Source organism: Paenimyroides ceti (assembly GCF_030409925.1).
Map to the genome: position 1 here is coordinate 1 of NZ_JAUFQU010000080.1, position 14,316 is coordinate 14,316.

Here is a 14,316-nt window from a genome sequence, read left to right on the forward strand (position 1 = left end):
TTTCAATAATGAAATTTTTAATAGTAACGGTTGGGTACTTCTTGAAAATAGTATAAGAAAACGATAGAAGGTATGGTTAATAAAGCCATAAAGTGAACCCCAAATGAAAGTCCGATTACTAATGCGATAACCAAAAGCCATTTGTTTCGCGCGGGGTTTATCGATATCATCAATCCAGCGGATACCAAGCCAAAGCAAAACCGAAATCAAAAGCATCGCTGTAGCATATACTTCTGCCTCAACGGCACTAAACCAAAAACTATCAGAAAAAGCAAAGGATAAAGCGCTACAAAAGCACTTCCTAAAACAGCTATTGCATTGTTATTATTCCACGGAGAAAAGCTGCTTACCACTTTTCCTAAAAGATTCGTAGTACACCAGTACATAAATAAAATCGTAAAAGCACTTGATACTGATGCCATCATGTTTACCATCAAAGCAATGTGTTCATTACTGGCTGCAAACATGGAAAAGAAAGCTCCCAACATCTGATACAGCGGAGCACCTGGTGGGTGACCAACCTGCAATTTTGTAGAGGTAGCAATGTATTCGCCGGCATCCCAAAAGCTCAGAGTAGGTTCAATTGTTGAGATGTATGTAATTAAAGCAAATTAAGATGCAACCCATCCTAGTATGATATTCACACTTTTAAAATTGATAGTCAACATAATACAGTGCGATTAGATTTTTTTGATTTGTGATACAAAGAAAAACGTTTTTTTTTTTTTTTAATCCTTTCCATTATTTAGTTTTTTTAATTTTTTTTGTGGAATACTTGCAACATTTGATTTTTGTATTACCTTTGCAACCGCAATAAAGAATTTACTCTGAGTTTTAAGAGCAATTTACTGGGCTATGGTGTAATGGTAACACAGCTGATTTTGGTTCAGTCGTTCAAGGTTCGAGTCCTTGTAGGCCAACAAAGATACTCGTTTAGTCTCAATTTAAAGAACTAATTGGTCTATGGTGTAATGGTAACACAGCTGATTTTGGTTCAGTCGTTCAAGGTTCGAGTCCTTGTAGACCAACAATAAAATAAGAGCCGGTTTTTAACTGGCTTTTTTTTATGCCTTTGATTTTTTTTTCTCATTTCTTCTGTGGTTTTCAATTATTTGCGAATCTAATTTTAAAATTTTATTTAAAAAACCAATTTGTTTTTTGGGAAGTTTCATTTTGCTTATTACCTTTGTTTATAATTAATCTAAATAAAAATTAATGATGAAACATTTTTCCATTTTTATTATTATTGCTCTTTACGGGGAGTGTAGCTGTTGCTCAGACAGCTTCATTAAGAGTGAAAATAACAGATGAAACAAATACTCCTTTGGCTTATGCAACAGGTATAATTCAGGAAATTAATTACCAAGTAGCAGGTGATGAATCGGGAGAACTCTATTTCAAAAAATCTGCAATCAGGGAATTATACCTTGCGAATAGAGTTGATTGGATATTATGCTGTCAATAAAAAAGTAGAGATAAAACAGGGAAATCAACATATAAGCATAAAACTTATTCAGGAATCTGATGTTTTAGAAGAAGAGAGAAGTTTTTGGTGAACGCAACAAGCAGCCTAAAGGATTGGAGACGATTACCCGAATGCCTTTAAAACTAAAGATCAGATACAGAGTATCTCTGTTATTTCTAATAAAGTAATCGAAGCTCAGGAGCCTTAACGATTACAGATGCAGTACGGAATATTCCAGGTGTTACCTTATTTGGGAGTTACGGTGGTGTGTGAAAGAAAGTATGTCTGCACGCGGATTTCGGGGAATACCAGTATTAAAGAATGGTGTGCGTATGGATTCTCAGTTTCAGACTGCCTCAGGAGTTATTGATATGCAGGGAGTAGAATCGATACAGATGATCAAAGGCTCTGCTGCTATTACTCAAGGGTTTATTACCGATTTGGGAAAATGCAGGAGGTGTATTAATGTGGGTAACAAAAACGCCGAATTTTGTTAATGCTGCCATGTGGGGTTGCGCGTGGGAAGCTGGAATCAGATACGTCCGGTATTTGACTACCAGACGGTATTAATGATGAGAGGGAAACAGTAGCATTTCGTTTTTAAACGGAGCGTACGAAAGCGCAGATAGTTACAGGGCGTATTTAAAATCTAACCGCGTTTATCTGAATCCTTCCCTGGCCTGGAAGCCTACAAGAAAAACAAACAGTTGTTCTTGAAGGAGATTATTTAATGAATACCGGACACCGCATACTTCTGCTGTAAATCTGGCGGCTAATCAGGGAACTAATGCATTGTAGTGTCTTGCCTGATGATAAATTTTTTGATTCAAAAGTGATAATAACAAACAAAAATGAGCAGTATGATGGTTAGAATTGATCATAAACTGGACGATCAGTTCCGGATAAGAGCTGCTTATGCACAATCATCCTACAGCGTAGATAATACACAAACAACCGCAAACGCAATAAGAGGCTCACAAGAGTATCACATTCGCCAGCGAGTGATGAGCCGCAGTCTCAGAGAGATAAAAACAGTACGTTTCAGTTTGATCTGATCGGACAGGAACTTTATACAGGTTCTGTAAAACATACGGCACAATTAGGATTCGATTATCGCAGCCGATGCAACTACCACCAGCTTTACAACTGATGTAAACGGTTTACAACGCAATTATATTGATGAAATAAACATCTATGAAAATTTTCCAAATGCGATCAATGATGTAGTAATCACTGGAGAGGAAGGGGGAACAGATGCCGGCAAAAATTACGTTTAAGGCAAATGATCCTGTAAGAGCTCAGTATGGTACGTTTGGTGTTCTAGCTCAGGATGTAGTAGAATTTAATAAATATGTGAAAGGAGTTTTTTGGTCTTCGGTATTCACAAATAATTACAAAAGATGCTGTGTCTACCAACGGTACGCAACGCTCTGCATGGAATCCGATGGTAGGTGTGATGCTGAGCCCTATAGAACAAGTTAATGTTTTTGGATCTTTTACCAATTCCACCAGTTTAAGAAGCGCTGCAGATAAGCTGACACAGGAGAAGAAGTGGGAGCAGCAGTGACCAACCAGTTTGAAACAGGAATTAAAATCTTCATGGCTTAACGATCGCTTACTCTTTAATTTTACCTATTTTCATATTCTCACCAGCAACTTGTCAAACACCGAATATGAACCGGGTACTTCAAATCCGACGGGCTATGTATTTAAAGCAGGAGATCTGAAACGAACCGGAGTAGAAGTAGAGCTAAACGGACGTATCTTAGATAATCTTACGGTAATGCTTGGATATGCTTATCTGGGATGCGCAATATCAAAACAGCCCTTCGTATTATGTAAACGGTTCTGCACCCATGAATGCCCCAAAAAACACAGCTAACGGCTGGATTCAGTATTTGTTTAATAACGGGGTGCTAAATGGTTTAAGCATCAGTACAGGTTTATATTACGTTGGTGAACGCCCGGTTAATGAATACAGTCTGGCCGGACGGACATGGAAATATGGGAGGTACAGAACCATTTGACATGCCTTCTTACTATACGTTAAATGCACAGCTGGGCTATAAATACAAAGGATTCGATGCACGATTTTATTTCAATAATATAACAGATCAGATAGGGTTAAATTCATATTTCAGAGGAGGTTTTATCAATCAGATAGATCCACGGAATATAGCTTTATCGGTTTCCTATAATTTTTAATTTGAGTGGGTTAGTTGATTAGAGAAAAATGGCTTGTTTTTATATAAGCCATTTTTTTTAATTATAAAAACACCGTTAATAGATTATTAAATACATAGCTTAAACAAAATAGTTTTATAATTTTGTGTCATAACGTAAATCAGATAATTATGTACCCAGAAGAAATTGTAAAACCGATGCGTGAAGAGCTTGTTGCTGTCGGTTTTCAAGAATTATATACAGCTAAAGAAGTGGAAGATGCTTTAGCAAAAGAAGGAACAACCTTGGTAGTGGTAAATTCAGTGTGTGGTTGTGCAGCAAGAAATGCACGTCCGGGGAGCACGAATGAGTTTGGACAACGGTAAAACACCGGATCAGATTGTAACTGTTTTCGCAGGAGTGGTAAAGATGCAGTAGATGCAGCACGTGAAAAAATGTTTTCCTTTTCCCCCATCATCACCAAGTATGGCGTTTGTTTATAAAACGGAGAATTGGTACATATGTTAGAAAGACATCATATTGAAGGTCACCGGCGGAGACTATTTCAGAAAACTTAAAAGAAGCGTATAACGAACACTGTTAAGAACACTGTTAAACTTATCCCTTTTTTAAACAAACGAACCGCCGATTATATCGGTGGTTTTTGTTTTTATTGTATATTTGACATTTAATTTCATAAAAGTGCAAAAAATTATCTCTTATCCATTAGTATTGTTTTTTATTTCTTTTTTGCGTTAGCCTTGTTGATCTTTCATCCGATCGATTCAATGGATTTGTTTAAATATTTTTGGTTATCAGGCACATAAAAAAAGCGTAGACATTCTTATGGCTGTTTATTGAGATGCGGACATATATTAGGAACTACATTTTCAGTAGAAGGTGTAGCGTTGGTGCCTGAAAAAGTGCCGGTAATTTTTGTATCCAATCATCAGAGTCTTATGATATGTTTTATTTTAATGATATGGTATCTGCGAAAAGCACATCCTAAATTTGTAAGTAAGAAAGAATTGGGGAAAGGGATTCCGAGTGTGTCATTCAATCTTAAAAGAGGTGGTTCTGTGCTTATTGACCGGAAAGATTCAAAAACAGGCATTACCTACTATCAAAGGATTGGCAGAATACATCCAGAAATACAACAGATCAGCTGTTATTTTCCCGGAAGGAACCGCGTTCAAAACGGGTGCACCTAAAAGCTTTTCTGAAAACGGAATGAAAATATTATGCAAGTATGCACCGGATGCTTATGTAGTGCCGGTTACCATAAATAATTCATGGAAATATTCCGTTATGGAATGTTTCCTTTAGGGTTGGGCAAGAGTCAGTATGAAAATACATGAACCGATGAAAGTGAATGACTATGATTTTAATACCCTGTTTGAGATCACACAGGAAAAAATCACCTCGCAAATAAAAATATTAATAACCGGTTAAGACGGTAAAAGAAAAATATATGTCAACAAAAAATGTTCGATTTGAAGTAATGCAGTTTCTGGAAAAAAATATAGATAGTTTCGTAGATAACTATCTGATTCCAGTGGAGAATTTTGGCAACCATCTGATTTGTTACCCAATTCAGAATCAGATAATTTTTTTGAAGAAGTTAGAGAATTAAGAGAATACGCTAAAGAATTACCATATGATTTTGGATTGTTTTAGTAGGTGTATACAATCACTGAAGAAGCATTGCCAACTTATGAATCCTGGCTGATGGATGTTGATGGTGTAAAACAAAAAGAAGGAGAAGGTGGTAACGGATGGGCAAAATGGATACGTCACTGGACAGGAGAAGAAAACCGTCACGGAGACTTGTTAAACAGATATCTGTACTTATCCGGAAGAGTGAACATGAGAGAGGTAAGAAATTACCACACACCATTTGCTCTATGACGGATTTGATCGGGAACCGACAGCGATCCGTATAAAAACTTTGTTTTTTACCAGTTTTGGAATTGGCAACGTATGTTTCTCTTATAACAGAGTAGCGCAGTTAGCTAAGAAAAACGGAGATCATAAATTATCAAAAATCTGTCGTTTGATTGCTGGAGATGAAATGCGTCATCACCATGCATATTCTGAATTTGTAGATCGGATTTTTAAAGTAGATCCTTCTGAGATGATGCTTGCTTTTAATTATATGATGAAGAAAAAAAATCACCATGCCAGCCAACCTTATTCGAGAATCAGGCGGAGCCATCGGCGATGCTTTCCATCACTTCTCGGAATCTGCACAGCGTATTGGAGTTTATACTTCTATGGATTATGTGGAAATATTACAAAAATTGATCAGCCGTTTGGGAAAATCGATAAAATAACCAATCTGACAGATGAAGCTGAGAAAGCGAGAGATTATCTTATGAGACTTCCGGATCGTATGGCTCGTCTGGCAGAAAGAATGAAAATATCTGCAGAGTCACACGTGTTTAAATGGGTAAACCTGCTATGGTGAAATAATATAAATAGAAAGCTGTGATAACAGCTTTTTTTAATTTACAGAGATGCAAAACATTATATAGAAAAAACAATCATTTTTGTGCAAAAAGAATTGCAACATAACGAGTCGGGACATGATTGGTTCCATATCGAACGTGTGTATAATACAGCAGTAACTATTGCTAAGAAGGAAGCATGTGACCTTACTGTTGTAAAAATTAGCAGTACTGCTGCATGATATTGCAGACAGTAAGTTTCATAACGGAGACGAGAGCGTGGGACCTGAAAAAGCAGCTGGCTTTTTAGAATCATTGGCTGTTGATCCTGAAAATCATTGAGCATGTAAAAAAAAATCATTGAAAATATTCATTCAAGGGAGGGTTATTTGAGAAAAACTTTCATTCCAAAGAACTGGATGTTGTACAGGATGCTGATCGGTTAGATGCTATTGGTGCTATTGGTTTTGCCCGTGCTTTTAACTATGGCGGTTATAAAAACCGGATAATTTATGATCCGGCACAACAGCCTAAAATGAATATGACCAAAGAGGAATATAAAAAACAGCAATGGTACTACTATCAATCATTTTTATGAAAAATTACTCTTGCTAAAAGACCGAATGAATACTGAGACCGGAATACAGATGGCACAACAGCGGCAATTATATGGGGAAGGGTTTCTGAATGAATTTTTTGATGAATGGAAGGGTTATCTATAAATAAAAACGAGATATTAAACTCGTTTTTTTTATCTTTTAAGAATATAGATGTGTTCTAACACTTTCTGTGGCATACCTGAACGGATACTAAACCACGTGCATATTGAATCTGAACACAATCTCCGCTTCCTTTTAAGCTTGGCTATGTATTTTTCTGTTGCGGTGGCAATCCCTTCTTTAGATGAAAACGAACCACACTGGTCCAGCCTTCAGGACATTTTCCTAATAATAGATCTGCAATGCCTATCAATGAAGGGAAGGTACTATTGATTTTATTGTCAAATATAATCGATTACTTTTTTTTGCCTTTGTATCAAGAAAATGCAAATCAGTGACAAAAGCCTGATTTTGCTTGAAATTTAACTTATACACTACCAAATCAGCATTTGGGTACTTTTTTCTGATTTCTTCTAATTCATCATTAAACTGTTCAGTGTGTTTTTAATGTGACTATCAATTCTTTAGCGGTGTAAGCCTTAATAAAACAATTGTATCTGTTTTAAAAGGAGTAAAATCGTTTAAATTTAGTTTATATCCTACATCCTCTTTGCTTAAATTATTTTTTGTTTCGGCTTCTCTGTCTTCTTGTGAGCACCCTGCGAATGCTGCTAAAGAAATTACTAATAAATAAAATAATTTTTTCATACTGTATAATTTTGTAGTTAATATCTCAAAACTAAGTAAAAAACAATACAATATTTTAAATTAACAAAATATTAACTTTTTGAATTTGAATATTTAAATTGTTTTTTGTTAATTAATACCAAGTTGGGAAATTGTATTGCTACATATTACTATACAATAAAAAAACAGCTGGAATTCAACAACTGTCTTTATTTAAATTTATTTTAGGTGGCTTTTTATGTAAAGCTCTAAGATTAACTTCTTCATCACTAAAGGTTTTGATAATGGCGAAATTAGCTTTCATTACATCATATGAGCGGGGTCTACAATCGGTTTCTGCTTTTTGTCGTAAAAAAGCAAACATATCGCCGTTTTTCTCCTGATAAATTTTTGCTATTTCCTGAATACTTGGCCGATTACTTTTTTTATCAGGAAGGTGACAGGTATAACATGCCGCTTTATTACTGTTAAAGAGTTCCTTTCCTTGTTCAATAATCACTTTTGGATCATTCGGGTCAACTACTTCTTCAGGATATAATTCCTTGGATTTTTTTTCCTCTTTATTACATGAAACTCCCAAAAATGAAAGAGCCAACATGCTGAACATAAAAAATTTCATTGTCTTGTTTTTGTTGTTCTGTAAAGATACTAATATATACTTACTTGTTCAGTAAAATAGCGGCTTCTTTAGCGAAATAAGTAGAGATAAGATTAGCACCTGCACGTTTGATGCACATAAGCTGTTCCATCATAATTTTATCATGATCGAGCCAGCCTTTTTCAGCTGCGGCTTTTATCATGGCATACTCTCCTGAGACGTGAAAAACGGTAACAGGTACCGTAACCGGTCTTTATTTTCCGTACAATATCCAGATAAGCAATTCCGGGTTTTACCATAACCATATCAGCTCCTTCCTCAATATCAGATAGGCTTCTTTTATGGCTTCGAGCCGGTTGGCATAATCCATCTGGTATGTTTTTTTATCTGTTGGTATATGTCATAATATCCACCGGAGCGCTATCCAAAGCATCTCGGAACGGACCGTAGAAGGCAGAAGCATACTTGGCAGAATAACTCATAATACCTACATGTTGAAAACCTGCCGCATCCAAACCTTGACGAAGGTAAAGCACTCTGCCATCCATCATATCTGATGGTGCTACGAAATCTGCACCTGCGCGTGTGCATGAGAAACAGCCATTTTCACAAAGCGTCAACAGTAATATCATTGGCAACTTCCCGTTTTTAATAATACCGTCATGTCCGTAGATCGAATAGGGATCTAAAGCGACATCTGGCATTACAATCATTCCGGACATGCTTCTTTTATAGCTCTAATGGCATTCTGCATCAATCCGTTCGGATTCCATGCCTCTTTTCCGGTGTTATCTTTTAAATTTTCAGAGACCTTTACATAAATATTAATGGCTCTTATACCCAAAGCATACAGCTCCTGTACCTCTTTAACAGTCAGATCAACTGATCTTCTGAAAATACCCGGCATAGAAGGAATTTCTGTTTCCGTGTTTTCTCCCTCTGAGATAAACATCGGAAACATAAAAATCAGCCGGACTTATAGTTGTCTCTCTGACAAGGCTTCTCATCGATTCATTACGCGCAGTCTTCTGCCTCTGTGTAATGGAAAATATTTTTATTTTTATACCCACTCTCGCGGTTGTTGTAATACATTCAGTAATTTTTCCTCTTCTGATCCTTTTTCCGGGATGATGGTCATTATACCCTTGAACATGAGAAGGTAAACTCATGAGGATTGATTCAATGCGTCCGTTGGTTTTCAATCCGAAAAGGGTTCCTTTATCGTGTACAAGATTGAATTCTACATATCGGCCTCTTCGTATTTCCTGCCATGTTCTCTGTGCTTCCGTATAGGGCAGCTCTTTTCTTTTTCTACAATAGGTACATAGGCTTCTATAAAACTGTTTCCGATTTCGGTAACAAAATCATACCATTGTTGCGAAGATCTTTCTGGCGTTTCTTCAAGATGATCAAAAAAAAGACCTCCGATACCACGGGCTTCATTTCTATGAGAATTCCAGAAATAGCATCACACTGTTTCTTGTATTTTTCGTAAAACTCAGGATCATGTTTGTAACAGGCTGTTTTGCTTACCTTATGAAAATGACGGGCATCTTCTTCAAAAAGATAGTAAGGAGTAAGATCCTGACCGCCTCCAAACCATGAGCGAACTTTATTGCCTTCTTTATCATACATTTAAAATAACGCCAGTTGGCATGAGTGGTAGGTACCATCGGATTTTTGGGATGTAATACCATACTCAACCCACAGGCATAAAAGTTTGCATCGGTTACATTAAACATTTTTTGCATAGCCTCGGGTAAAATCCCGTGTACAGCAGAAATATTTACACCTCCTTTTTCAAAAAACATTTCCGTTTTCAATAACGCGTGTTCTACCGCCACCGCCGCGGGACGTTCCCACAGGTCTTTCTCTGAAAACGGATTTTCCGTCAACTTTTTCCAGCGCTGATGTGATTTGATCTTGGAGATTCTGTATGTATTGATAAAACTTTTCTTTCATAATTCGGCAGTTAGGTTAATTGTACAGTTATAATTTATTTATCTTATTAAATATTTCAAATGAAAAAGCTTTGCTCTCACTTTGTATGAATTCATACATTTTTCTTGCTTTTGACTTCAAAGTTTCATATCCTGCTTGCTCAGATAACTTAACCAGAATATCGGCAAATTGCTCCATTTTTATTCCAGGGAAACTGTTCATTGATGAGTGTTCATGCAGGAGTTCCGAATCTTTTGTAAGCAAGTCGGATACTGTAAGCCCTATTTTTTTAATTCTAAAAAAATAAATTGTTTTTCAAGGTTAGTAGGTATGACAAAACTTTTTTTCTTATGATTTACATTTGATATTAGATGATAATAAAGAAATTGTTCTAAAAGATCAGTGGGATACTACAAAAATAAAGAGGTGTGATATCAAAGCCTTTTTTATAAAAGATAGGAATAGTTTTTTGTCTCCAATTTTATAGTATCAAAAATAAAAGTAGTAATTTTTTCATTATTAATTTTACAGGTAAAAGAGTATTTATAGATGAAGTTTGGTTGATAAAAGGGAATAGTATAATTCCCCGATCACAAAAATGGTATTATTCAAAGTTACTTATTAGAAAAAGAATAATAGACGAACCAACAGCCTCTTTACAAACGTATTGAGGCTGTGTTATTGTATAACACTTTACAAGTATATAATAATTTAAAATTCCATTTTTAATTTAAAACAGGAAACACTTTATTAAAAATGATAAAGGATGTCCTTAAATTTTTCTTGTTCTACAAAAAAATAATTCTAATTGTTACATCAATTTATTTTTCTATTGTTCAATAAATTAAAGTTATAACAACATTATCCATTTGGATTAGAACACCAGAATTACAGCACTATTACAGGAATTACAGGCTATAAATACACCTATGGAGGAAAAGATTTCAGCCCGAAAAAGACCTGATATGTATGATTTTGGAGCAAGAAACTATGATCGGCTTTAGGAAGATGGATGAATGTGGATTGTAGGCTTCCCCTTTTTCAGACAAATTAAAAAATTAAAAAAATAGTTATTCGGTTGGTCATCTAAAAAATCGGTGGTATATATATTTTATATATATTTATATATAATATATATATATATCATCTTTTCATTTTCTGATAAATCTTTCTTTAATTTTTCTGTTTGCCCAATCACCAAAATATAAATAAGGTTTTTTCTTCGTTGAATACAAATATGGCTACGTATTTTTCTGTCTTTTTACCTCATCTCCTAAAACGATAAAAACCTCATCTCCCCTTTTGCGTTCCATGATATAAAGTCCTGTGAGGTCTCCGAAAGCAGGCAGTATAAACACACCTTTATCAAAATAAAAACAGGTAAACGGAAATAATGACGTTGTTTGGTTCCGAATGCTTATTCCGGATGAGTATGCCTACTATATTAATCACCTCCCGATTTAACAGCGATAGTGACTGATGGGAAAAAACGATTTTTTTCATGCAGCCATAGTTCTTTAACTATTTTGAAATGAGGCAAGTGATGCTGTGCATAATCGATAATATCATGATTGCCTTTTGTAAGGATAAACGATACTGTATCATGTTTCAAAAGTGCTTCTTTAAAAGTTCCCAATCCGTATTCCATTCACTGTGAAACAAGTCTCCCAGAAACACGACGGTTTTCACTCCATATTTTGCAATGAGCACATCAAGTTTCATAAACTCTTTATACAAAAGAAGTTTTGGGAAGAAAAATTCCGTTTTTTATGAAATGAGTAGTTTTTCCCAAATGCCAGTCCGCAATAACAAGACAATGGCTTTCCGGCAGAAAGAGCGCCAGTTCCGGTAAAAGCCACGTTTCAGTATCGCCCAGAAAAAGCCTGTAAAATTTATTCGACATCCAGTTCCTTTTTTAATTTATTGAGACGCGCCTGCAATCTTCATTCGAATATTTGCTGCGAAAAGATTCCGAAAAAATCGGAAACGCAAACGGACTCAGTTTTTCAAGATGCTTAAAAATAATCGGATGGCTGTTGATACGCTGAAAGGCCAGCTGCATGCGCTGAATTTCGAGCTGAAAATCATAGATTCATCATACGCCTGACGGTACAACAAGTTGGAAGGTTCATTTTCATCAAAGACACTGAAAAAACAAAGAAGCATTTGCCTGAAGGTGTTTGTTTTTCATCTGCTTTCCGGGATAACCATTAAAAATAAGACCCGATACCGAAGCAACATCCCGAAAAGTACGTTTCGCCATTTCTCTGATGTTGACTCCGTTTTTTGATATCTTCTACTATATTTTCTACTGACAACAATTCCTGAACAAACGTTTCATCAACAAAGAAATCGTCTTCAGAGAGACAGTTCAAATCCATAATCATTGCTTGCAATGTAAATGTTATCTTCTGATTCGGCTGATGCGGTAAGCAAGAATTGCAGCCTTTCTTCATGTACTAGTTTCCCCTCATACGGATAGATAAACAGATGAAAGCCAATTTGGTTTTTTTATATTCCGTCAGCAATTCATTTTCCTGAGGCAGATAAGAACGTTTTGCCTGTTCTTTGAACAAAGGCTGTAAAAATGCCAACTCCGGATAAGTCCGACGGGAAGGTTTCCCGATTTCCTGAAACATATGACGAATGGCTTTTCCATAATCAACACTTATCGGAAGCCGTCCACCTTGCCATGAAGGAATGAGTCCGGTTTTTTGTGTAGTAGGCCTTACAATGACTTCATTATTTTTGTATGAACCAATTGCAGCGCGCGTCCGGAAAACCAGAAAACATCACCTTCTTTTAAGCGCGAAACAAACCATTCTTCCACGCTGCCCAGGTATTTTCCTTTTTTAATTTTACCAGAAGCATCATATCTGAAACAATGGCTCCGATACTCAAACGATGCTGCATTGCAATACGTCTGGAAGTAACTTAAAAAGTCCGTCTTCAATAACCACTTTATGAAATTCATCATACGCATATAAAGAACTTCCTCCCTGTGTGATGAGTTGTAAACATTCATTGAATTCATCAGGGCTGATACTTTATAGCAGTGTGTTTGAATAACTTCATTATATAAGGCCTCAGCCTGAAATCCGTCACTGACAGCAATGTCAATCATAAATGAGATGAGCATATCAAAACTACGGATATAGGGCAATCGCTGTTCTACCATTTTTTCAGATAATGCATAGCGCAGAGAAGCGCCTTCCATCGTTTCCAGTGAGTGAGTGGGCAGAAAATAGATCACACTTGTTTCTTCAGGGCGGGGACCACTTCGGCCGGCACGTTGTAAAAAACGCGCAATTCCTTTTGGGGAGCCGATCTGGATGACGCAATCTACAGATCGGAAATCAACTCCAAGATCAAGGCTGTGGTACAGATGACGGCCTTTAAAAGTCCTTCGTGCAGACTGTCTTCAACCATAGGCGCAGTTCTTCACTAAGCGACCCGTGATGTAAAGCAATCTGTCCTGCCAGTTCAGGGTCTGCTTCCAATAATCGCTGATACCATATCTCAGCCTGTGAACGGGTATTTGTAAATAATAAAGTGGGTGGTATATTGATGCAGCAGAGGCAGTACTTTGGGCAATAAACGGATGCCCAGATGCCCGCTCCACGGATATTTTTCAACCTCATCAGGGTAAATCGTATGCAGTTCTATTTTCTTTTGCTGTTTTGACTGTATTAGTACGCTCTGTGAATCCCGTGTAAGAATATCTTTTGCCTGTAACAGATTTCCGATGGTTGCCGAGATTCCCCATACTTTTGAGAGTGGATTGATGGTTTTTAAATGGGCAACCGCCAGTTCAATCATTACACCTCGTTTGCTGCTCAATAATTCATGCCATTCTTCTACAATGACAAACTCCAGCGATTTAAAAAATTCTTTATATCCTTTGGAAGCCATAAGCAGATGTACGCTTTCCGGAGTAGTAATCAGCGCCTGCGGAGGATTTTTACGCTGTGTTTCTGTCGGGTCACCTGCAGAAGTATCTCCGGTACGAAGGGCTATTTTATAGTCGAGTTCCAAATCTTTACTTACCCTTTCCGTTGCTAGTAAAATTTCTTTTGACAAAGCCCGCAAAGGCGTAATCCACAACGTATGCAGTCCTTTTTTCTCTTTTGTATTATCAGGTGTTTTTTTATAATAATTCTGGAGAATTCCAAACCATATCGCATACGTTTTTCCGTAACCTGTCGGAGCATTCAGCAAACCGGATTCACCTCTTGCCATAGCTGACCAGCATTTTTTCTGAAAAGCATGCGGTTTCCATCCTTATTAAAAAACAAACATCGGCAAAAGCATTCATAATTCATAGTTTTTTATTAGTTGTAACAAATCTTCTTTGGT

26 protein-coding genes, 2 tRNA genes and 6 pseudogenes are annotated in these 14,316 nt (G+C 36.5%); 18 read left to right on the forward strand and 16 right to left on the reverse strand.

Going from position 1 to position 14,316, the window contains the following annotated elements:
* Positions 1–668 (reverse strand): annotated as a pseudogene (locus tag QW060_RS25615) (glycosyltransferase family 117 protein); the annotation flags it as partial.
* Between the two features lie 181 nt (positions 669–849).
* On the opposite strand from QW060_RS25615, the gene QW060_RS25620 reads away from it, so the two are divergent.
* The 18 genes and pseudogenes from QW060_RS25620 to QW060_RS25690 all read left to right on the forward strand — a co-directional run bounded on the left by QW060_RS25620 (position 850) and on the right by QW060_RS25690 (position 6,797).
* A tRNA-Gln gene (locus QW060_RS25620) sits at positions 850–920 on the forward strand.
* A 37-nt stretch (positions 921–957) separates the two neighbouring features.
* Positions 958–1,028 (forward strand) — tRNA-Gln (locus QW060_RS25625).
* A gap of 218 nt (positions 1,029–1,246) precedes the next feature.
* Positions 1,247–1,465, forward strand: coding sequence for a hypothetical protein (locus tag QW060_RS25630; protein WP_290365467.1), 219 nt, complete (start codon positions 1,247–1,249; stop codon positions 1,463–1,465).
* Positions 1,440–1,556, forward strand: coding sequence for a hypothetical protein (locus QW060_RS28765; RefSeq protein ID WP_397386140.1), 117 nt, complete (start codon positions 1,440–1,442; stop codon positions 1,554–1,556). The genes QW060_RS25630 and QW060_RS28765 overlap by 26 nt, the downstream gene beginning before the upstream one ends.
* A 126-nt stretch (positions 1,557–1,682) precedes the next feature.
* Complete coding sequence (locus QW060_RS25635; protein WP_290365468.1) at positions 1,683–1,835, forward strand: hypothetical protein; 153 nt, start codon at positions 1,683–1,685, stop codon at positions 1,833–1,835.
* A complete protein-coding gene (locus QW060_RS25640; protein ID WP_290365469.1) occupies positions 1,798–1,962 on the forward strand; it encodes a hypothetical protein in 165 nt (54 codons plus the stop codon). The genes QW060_RS25635 and QW060_RS25640 overlap by 38 nt, the downstream gene beginning before the upstream one ends.
* A 363-nt stretch (positions 1,963–2,325) precedes the next feature.
* Positions 2,326–2,520: a hypothetical protein gene (locus tag QW060_RS25645; RefSeq protein ID WP_290365470.1), complete on the forward strand. Its 195-nt coding sequence runs from the start codon at positions 2,326–2,328 to the stop codon at positions 2,518–2,520.
* Positions 2,521–2,719: 199 nt separating this feature from the next.
* Complete coding sequence (locus QW060_RS25650; protein ID WP_290365471.1) at positions 2,720–2,947, forward strand: hypothetical protein; 228 nt, start codon at positions 2,720–2,722, stop codon at positions 2,945–2,947.
* The gene (locus QW060_RS25655) at positions 2,910–3,032 is read left to right on the forward strand and encodes a hypothetical protein (protein ID WP_290365472.1); all 123 of its coding nucleotides are present in this window, start codon (positions 2,910–2,912) and stop codon (positions 3,030–3,032) included. Before QW060_RS25650 ends, QW060_RS25655 begins: the two co-directional genes overlap by 38 nt.
* Before the next feature lie 9 nt (positions 3,033–3,041).
* Positions 3,042–3,347: a TonB-dependent receptor domain-containing protein gene (locus tag QW060_RS25660; RefSeq protein ID WP_290365473.1), complete on the forward strand. Its 306-nt coding sequence runs from the start codon at positions 3,042–3,044 to the stop codon at positions 3,345–3,347.
* The gene (locus QW060_RS25665) at positions 3,322–3,492 is read left to right on the forward strand and encodes a hypothetical protein (protein ID WP_290365474.1); all 171 of its coding nucleotides are present in this window, start codon (positions 3,322–3,324) and stop codon (positions 3,490–3,492) included. Before QW060_RS25660 ends, QW060_RS25665 begins: the two co-directional genes overlap by 26 nt.
* Positions 3,437–3,670 (forward strand): hypothetical protein, encoded by a 234-nt coding sequence (locus tag QW060_RS25670; RefSeq protein WP_290365475.1) that lies wholly within the window; start codon positions 3,437–3,439, stop codon positions 3,668–3,670. The genes QW060_RS25665 and QW060_RS25670 overlap by 56 nt, the downstream gene beginning before the upstream one ends.
* A 149-nt stretch (positions 3,671–3,819) precedes the next feature.
* Positions 3,820–4,232 (forward strand): annotated as a pseudogene (locus QW060_RS25675) (BrxA/BrxB family bacilliredoxin).
* A 253-nt stretch (positions 4,233–4,485) separates the two neighbouring features.
* A complete protein-coding gene (locus QW060_RS25680) occupies positions 4,486–4,839 on the forward strand; it encodes a lysophospholipid acyltransferase family protein (RefSeq protein ID WP_317623267.1) in 354 nt (117 codons plus the stop codon).
* Between the two features lie 260 nt (positions 4,840–5,099).
* Entirely contained in the window at positions 5,100–5,261 is a 162-nt protein-coding gene (locus QW060_RS28770; protein ID WP_397386141.1) for a hypothetical protein, read from the forward strand.
* Positions 5,210–5,536: pseudogene (locus QW060_RS28775) on the forward strand (acyl-ACP desaturase). The gene QW060_RS28770 and the pseudogene QW060_RS28775 overlap by 52 nt, the downstream one beginning before the upstream one ends.
* Positions 5,526–6,095 (forward strand): acyl-ACP desaturase, encoded by a 570-nt coding sequence (locus QW060_RS28780; protein WP_397386142.1) that lies wholly within the window; start codon positions 5,526–5,528, stop codon positions 6,093–6,095. Before QW060_RS28775 ends, QW060_RS28780 begins: the two are co-directional and overlap by 11 nt.
* Before the next feature lie 39 nt (positions 6,096–6,134).
* Positions 6,135–6,797, forward strand: a pseudogene (locus tag QW060_RS25690) (HD domain-containing protein).
* A 453-nt stretch (positions 6,798–7,250) separates the two neighbouring features.
* On the opposite strand, the gene QW060_RS25695 reads toward QW060_RS25690, so the two are convergent.
* The 15 genes and pseudogenes from QW060_RS25695 to QW060_RS25765 all read right to left on the reverse strand — a co-directional run bounded on the left by QW060_RS25695 (position 7,251) and on the right by QW060_RS25765 (position 14,199).
* Positions 7,251–7,442 (reverse strand): hypothetical protein, encoded by a 192-nt coding sequence (locus tag QW060_RS25695; protein WP_290365476.1) that lies wholly within the window; start codon positions 7,440–7,442, stop codon positions 7,251–7,253.
* 175 nt (positions 7,443–7,617) lie between these two features.
* Complete coding sequence (locus QW060_RS25700) at positions 7,618–8,040, reverse strand: c-type cytochrome (RefSeq protein WP_290365477.1); 423 nt, start codon at positions 8,038–8,040, stop codon at positions 7,618–7,620.
* Between the two features lie 40 nt (positions 8,041–8,080).
* Positions 8,081–8,980 (reverse strand): annotated as a pseudogene (gene hemB / locus QW060_RS25705) (porphobilinogen synthase).
* A pseudogene (locus QW060_RS28785) lies at positions 8,898–9,654 on the reverse strand (coproporphyrinogen III oxidase). Before QW060_RS28785 ends, hemB begins: the two co-directional pseudogenes overlap by 83 nt.
* Positions 9,549–9,842 carry a coproporphyrinogen III oxidase gene (locus QW060_RS25720; protein ID WP_290365487.1) on the reverse strand — a complete coding sequence of 98 codons (294 nt, stop codon included), beginning with the start codon at positions 9,840–9,842 and terminating at the stop codon, positions 9,549–9,551. The pseudogene QW060_RS28785 and the gene QW060_RS25720 overlap by 106 nt, the downstream one beginning before the upstream one ends.
* Positions 9,820–9,981, reverse strand: a complete 162-nt coding sequence (locus QW060_RS25725; RefSeq protein ID WP_290365478.1) for a coproporphyrinogen III oxidase — start codon at positions 9,979–9,981, stop codon at positions 9,820–9,822. Before QW060_RS25725 ends, QW060_RS25720 begins: the two co-directional genes overlap by 23 nt.
* Positions 9,982–10,008: 27 nt before the next feature.
* Entirely contained in the window at positions 10,009–10,158 is a 150-nt protein-coding gene (locus tag QW060_RS25730; protein WP_290365479.1) for a hypothetical protein, read from the reverse strand.
* A gap of 1,246 nt (positions 10,159–11,404) precedes the next feature.
* Positions 11,405–11,608 (reverse strand): hypothetical protein, encoded by a 204-nt coding sequence (locus QW060_RS25735; RefSeq protein WP_290365480.1) that lies wholly within the window; start codon positions 11,606–11,608, stop codon positions 11,405–11,407.
* Between the two features lie 81 nt (positions 11,609–11,689).
* Positions 11,690–11,863, reverse strand: a complete 174-nt coding sequence (locus QW060_RS25740) for a hypothetical protein (protein ID WP_290365481.1) — start codon at positions 11,861–11,863, stop codon at positions 11,690–11,692.
* Between the two features lie 95 nt (positions 11,864–11,958).
* Positions 11,959–12,126, reverse strand: a complete 168-nt coding sequence (locus QW060_RS25745; RefSeq protein WP_290365482.1) for a hypothetical protein — start codon at positions 12,124–12,126, stop codon at positions 11,959–11,961.
* Positions 12,098–12,223 (reverse strand): hypothetical protein, encoded by a 126-nt coding sequence (locus QW060_RS28790; protein WP_397386143.1) that lies wholly within the window; start codon positions 12,221–12,223, stop codon positions 12,098–12,100. Before QW060_RS28790 ends, QW060_RS25745 begins: the two co-directional genes overlap by 29 nt.
* On the reverse strand, positions 12,171–12,416 hold the full coding sequence (locus tag QW060_RS25750) for a hypothetical protein (RefSeq protein ID WP_290365483.1): 246 nt from the start codon (positions 12,414–12,416) through the stop codon (positions 12,171–12,173). Before QW060_RS25750 ends, QW060_RS28790 begins: the two co-directional genes overlap by 53 nt.
* A gap of 3 nt (positions 12,417–12,419) precedes the next feature.
* Positions 12,420–12,599 (reverse strand): hypothetical protein, encoded by a 180-nt coding sequence (locus QW060_RS25755; protein ID WP_290365484.1) that lies wholly within the window; start codon positions 12,597–12,599, stop codon positions 12,420–12,422.
* An 89-nt stretch (positions 12,600–12,688) separates the two neighbouring features.
* Positions 12,689–13,213 carry a hypothetical protein gene (locus tag QW060_RS28935; protein WP_290365485.1) on the reverse strand — a complete coding sequence of 175 codons (525 nt, stop codon included), beginning with the start codon at positions 13,211–13,213 and terminating at the stop codon, positions 12,689–12,691.
* Between the two features lie 266 nt (positions 13,214–13,479).
* Positions 13,480–14,199, reverse strand: coding sequence for a DEAD/DEAH box helicase (locus QW060_RS25765; RefSeq protein WP_290365486.1), 720 nt, complete (start codon positions 14,197–14,199; stop codon positions 13,480–13,482).
* Between the last annotated feature and the right edge of the window lie 117 nt (positions 14,200–14,316).

Bases quoted from the DNA above. Each gene is read 5' to 3' on its own strand.
- QW060_RS25635 (WP_290365468.1), top strand. From the start codon at position 1,683: ATGCAGTACGGAATATTCCAGGTGTTACCTTATTTGGGAGTTACGGTG.
- QW060_RS25640 (WP_290365469.1), top strand. From the start codon at position 1,798: ATGGATTCTCAGTTTCAGACTGCCTCAGGAGTTATTGATATGCAGGGA.
- QW060_RS25645 (WP_290365470.1), top strand. From the start codon at position 2,326: ATGATGGTTAGAATTGATCATAAACTGGACGATCAGTTCCGGATAAGA.
- QW060_RS25650 (WP_290365471.1), top strand. From the start codon at position 2,720: ATGCCGGCAAAAATTACGTTTAAGGCAAATGATCCTGTAAGAGCTCAG.
- QW060_RS25655 (WP_290365472.1), top strand. From the start codon at position 2,910: ATGGTAGGTGTGATGCTGAGCCCTATAGAACAAGTTAATGTTTTTGGA.
- QW060_RS25665 (WP_290365474.1), top strand. From the start codon at position 3,322: ATGAATGCCCCAAAAAACACAGCTAACGGCTGGATTCAGTATTTGTTT.
- QW060_RS25670 (WP_290365475.1), top strand. From the start codon at position 3,437: ATGAATACAGTCTGGCCGGACGGACATGGAAATATGGGAGGTACAGAA.
- QW060_RS28770 (WP_397386141.1), top strand. From the start codon at position 5,100: ATGTCAACAAAAAATGTTCGATTTGAAGTAATGCAGTTTCTGGAAAAA.
- QW060_RS25695 (WP_290365476.1), bottom strand. From the start codon at position 7,442: ATGAAAAAATTATTTTATTTATTAGTAATTTCTTTAGCAGCATTCGCA.
- QW060_RS25700 (WP_290365477.1), bottom strand. From the start codon at position 8,040: ATGAAATTTTTTATGTTCAGCATGTTGGCTCTTTCATTTTTGGGAGTT.
- QW060_RS25725 (WP_290365478.1), bottom strand. From the start codon at position 9,981: ATGAAAGAAAAGTTTTATCAATACATACAGAATCTCCAAGATCAAATC.
- QW060_RS25730 (WP_290365479.1), bottom strand. From the start codon at position 10,158: ATGGAGCAATTTGCCGATATTCTGGTTAAGTTATCTGAGCAAGCAGGA.
- QW060_RS25735 (WP_290365480.1), bottom strand. From the start codon at position 11,608: ATGGAATACGGATTGGGAACTTTTAAAGAAGCACTTTTGAAACATGAT.
- QW060_RS25740 (WP_290365481.1), bottom strand. From the start codon at position 11,863: ATGTCGAATAAATTTTACAGGCTTTTTCTGGGCGATACTGAAACGTGG.
- QW060_RS25745 (WP_290365482.1), bottom strand. From the start codon at position 12,126: ATGCTTCTTTGTTTTTTCAGTGTCTTTGATGAAAATGAACCTTCCAAC.
- QW060_RS28790 (WP_397386143.1), bottom strand. From the start codon at position 12,223: ATGGCGAAACGTACTTTTCGGGATGTTGCTTCGGTATCGGGTCTTATT.
- QW060_RS25750 (WP_290365483.1), bottom strand. From the start codon at position 12,416: ATGAAGAAAGGCTGCAATTCTTGCTTACCGCATCAGCCGAATCAGAAG.
- QW060_RS25755 (WP_290365484.1), bottom strand. From the start codon at position 12,599: ATGTTTCAGGAAATCGGGAAACCTTCCCGTCGGACTTATCCGGAGTTG.
- QW060_RS25765 (WP_290365486.1), bottom strand. From the start codon at position 14,199: ATGGCAAGAGGTGAATCCGGTTTGCTGAATGCTCCGACAGGTTACGGA.